The sequence below is a fragment of the Vibrio anguillarum genome, from assembly GCF_001989995.2.
Taxonomy (GTDB): Bacteria; Pseudomonadota; Gammaproteobacteria; order Enterobacterales; family Vibrionaceae; genus Vibrio; species Vibrio anguillarum.
The window spans coordinates 1-2780 of the sequence record NZ_JAHGUP010000090.1; the positions used below are offsets into that span (position 1 = coordinate 1).

The window sequence follows — 2780 nt, forward strand, 5'->3', positions numbered from 1 at the left end:
TTGCCTAACGCCGCATTAAGGTGTGAACAACGCAACCACGAAACCCAACCTTACCACCGTAAACACTGAACTCAACGATGGAATAAAAAATGCCAAGCGTTGAGAATCACTCTTAAATGCTTTGTTATATTTATTTTTGCGACGACTAAAATATAGGGCTATTTACTTTTGTTTGAGCCATAGACAACTGAAGTTGTTGGAATTTTTGATTTTTGAGTGTTTCACCATGAGCATAGAAAAAATTATTATCGCCACATGCCACCCGCATAGCTTGTACGGCTTGCTCTACAGTGTAATTTTTATAAATCACATTGTTATAAAAAGAAGCATACGCAACTGTCACGTCCGACTGTAAAACCTTACCACTATTGCCAATTAAAAAGTGAAAAGCATTGTCAAAAGCGTTGTTCATATTCATAGCATTAATACCATCGCATGACGCCATACAAACAAAAGGGTCAAACCCTTTAACATTATTATGAGAAAGCAACATTTGGCGAAGTGAAAACCATTCAATAAAAGAGTTATCAGTTAAAGCAATACCTTCTGGTCTTCCGTGCATGCACAGATGCACAAATGGGATAGCATTGATGTTTGGTGTCTTTTGAACTTCAGCAATTGCAGTAGGAAGTCTTTGTGAAAACGTATTTGTAAATGTTTCCGTGCTTGTTGCCAACGTATAAAAGCACGGAATACGAATAGCTCGAAGTGCATCTCGAAGAGCCATTCCTATACTGTACCCTTCATACAGGTCAACACTCGATGGAGAATCAACCAAAAATACCATTGGCTGATTTACTACCTGAATTTGAGGGATATTGTTCATTTTTACTCCATAAATATAACGCCCAATTAAGGGGTGAACAACGCCTCCACCTAAACCTAAAGCATTGTGCCATAAACACTTAACTGACTTGAAGCGAGGCCGCCAAGCGTTGTGAATCCCTCTTAAATTGCTTGTTATGCGATTTTTCCGCGCATTATGTACTGGGGACCCGCTAAACCACCCAAGTACTGCTCAAAAGTATTTTCAAAGCCACCCCTTTCGTAACACACTCTAGCCCCTGGATTTTTGCAATTAACTGTCAGGTAAATCCAGTTAAACATTGAGTAGTGTGCTTTTAAGTAAGGGAAAAGAACCTTAACCGCTTCCGTTCCTAACCCTTGACCTTGGCAGTTGATGTCGATAGCGAAAGCTCTTAAGCCTAGCCCGTCTTTCGGACAAAACTCATAATCAGAAGAATAAGCAACATCTAGTTTGAAGAAACCCACTACTGCACCATTGTTTTTTATGGCATGCAAATGAATTGTCTCACTCGCACTAGATATAAATTCGTCAGAAGTACCCGCAAATTTAACCTGTTCATCGGCTAAATGTACATTCTTAACTTCCTCAATATTTGACTCGTTAACCTTTTCTATTTCTAACATTTTACTTCCATACTTTTGAATCGCATAACGCCCGCTTAAGGGGCAGACAACGCTACTACCAACTTTCCGCATAACACCGTAATCACACAAACCACCGCATGATAAAAATGCCACGCGTTGGCTGTCCCTCTTGAAGCGTTTGTTAGCAGCGTGCTACTTGTTTACGCTATGCTCATTTAAAACTATGAATGATGCTCTCTCAAGTAACTCATCGTAAGTTATGATTTCTACGTTTCGAGAGTCTCTACGGAAAAGCTCGAGAGTTTTGCGTTTCATTTTTTTAATACCAGGAGGTTCAACAGCTTTATCAACTTGCTCCCAGCTACCAACGATTAGAACTGTTTTCGAGTCGTAAGCATTCTGATTAATTTCACGATAATCATCTGTATATAAATCTCGCGTTGTTTCAATCTTTAACGTGCCGCTAGCTTTCTGCTCTAAAATTTGGGAATAAGCCTCCATCAACTCTTTTGATAGCTTCCAACTCTGCGCTCTATTCTGGGCTATCCCAAACAATGGTGTTGTCGGCAATTTAAGTTCAACAAATGTCGTGAACTTATTATCACCCATTAAGAAATCAGCAATAACTCCCTCACTACCACCGGCATTAGTATCAGACGCATGAAATTCCTTTTGTAAGATACCTTGGAATCGGTAGTCCAAGCCATAACCAAATATCCATTGGTTTGCTGCAAAGAAATGCTGCCATGCAGTTTCGTCTTTTGTATTGGGCTTTCCAATATCAACTTTGTACTGTGGTAGATAGTTTGAATACAGTAATTTCTTGAATATTTCGAGCTGGGATTTACGGTAACCTGTATTAACCAGATCCTGAGTCGTGATCATCCCTTGAGACAATAGATCTCTCACGACTTCCCCACCATCAGAACCTGAAAGTAGCGTAGTTATTTTCTGTTTAGTCTCAGCGTCAAGTACATCCATTGAATCATCAGATAATTTAATGCGTCGCTCAGCAATCCCTTTAAGATCTAGTTCTTGAATAAAGTTCAAGAACGTTTTTAGCTGCTGCATATTGAACTTTGAAAGTTCAATAACTTGTTTTTCCTGTCCGCTAACTAGCTTGCATAGTTTAATTCCCTCGATGTCGTCTTTTTCTTTCAGGTAAACAACTTTCATCATTGTTCGGGGAGCAAGCTGAATATGACATTCATTTTCGTCAGAGAAAATGACTTGGAAAAACCTACCTTTTTCAAAGGTGTGATTATAGAGAGTCTCTAGCTTTGAATTTCTAATCACATCATCTTCTGTAGGCCTAAAATCTGGAATATCAAACACCGATAACCTCTTATCTATCGTTTACTTTGAAGCTGCTAACGCCCGGCTAAGGG

The 2780-nt window shown here is 39.4% G+C and carries 3 protein-coding genes; all 3 read right to left on the minus strand.

All coding sequences use genetic code 11. The features are described from left to right. Positions 1-145: 145 nt before the first annotated feature. The gene (locus PL85_RS16325; protein ID WP_147288195.1) at positions 146-826 is read right to left on the minus strand and encodes a hypothetical protein; all 681 of its coding nucleotides are present in this window, start codon (positions 824-826) and stop codon (positions 146-148) included. Between the two features lie 134 nt (positions 827-960). Beyond that, positions 961-1431, minus strand: a complete 471-nt coding sequence (locus PL85_RS16330) for a GNAT family N-acetyltransferase (protein ID WP_115340149.1) — start codon at positions 1429-1431, stop codon at positions 961-963. Between the two features lie 153 nt (positions 1432-1584). After that, entirely contained in the window at positions 1585-2727 is a 1143-nt protein-coding gene (locus PL85_RS19030; RefSeq protein WP_113603773.1) for a Shedu anti-phage system protein SduA domain-containing protein, read from the minus strand. Between the last annotated feature and the right edge of the window lie 53 nt (positions 2728-2780).

Coding starts and splice junctions, on each gene's coding strand:
- PL85_RS16325 (WP_147288195.1), bottom strand. CDS start 826: ATGAACAATATCCCTCAAATTCAGGTAGTAAATCAGCCAATGGTATTT.
- PL85_RS16330 (WP_115340149.1), bottom strand. CDS start 1,431: ATGTTAGAAATAGAAAAGGTTAACGAGTCAAATATTGAGGAAGTTAAG.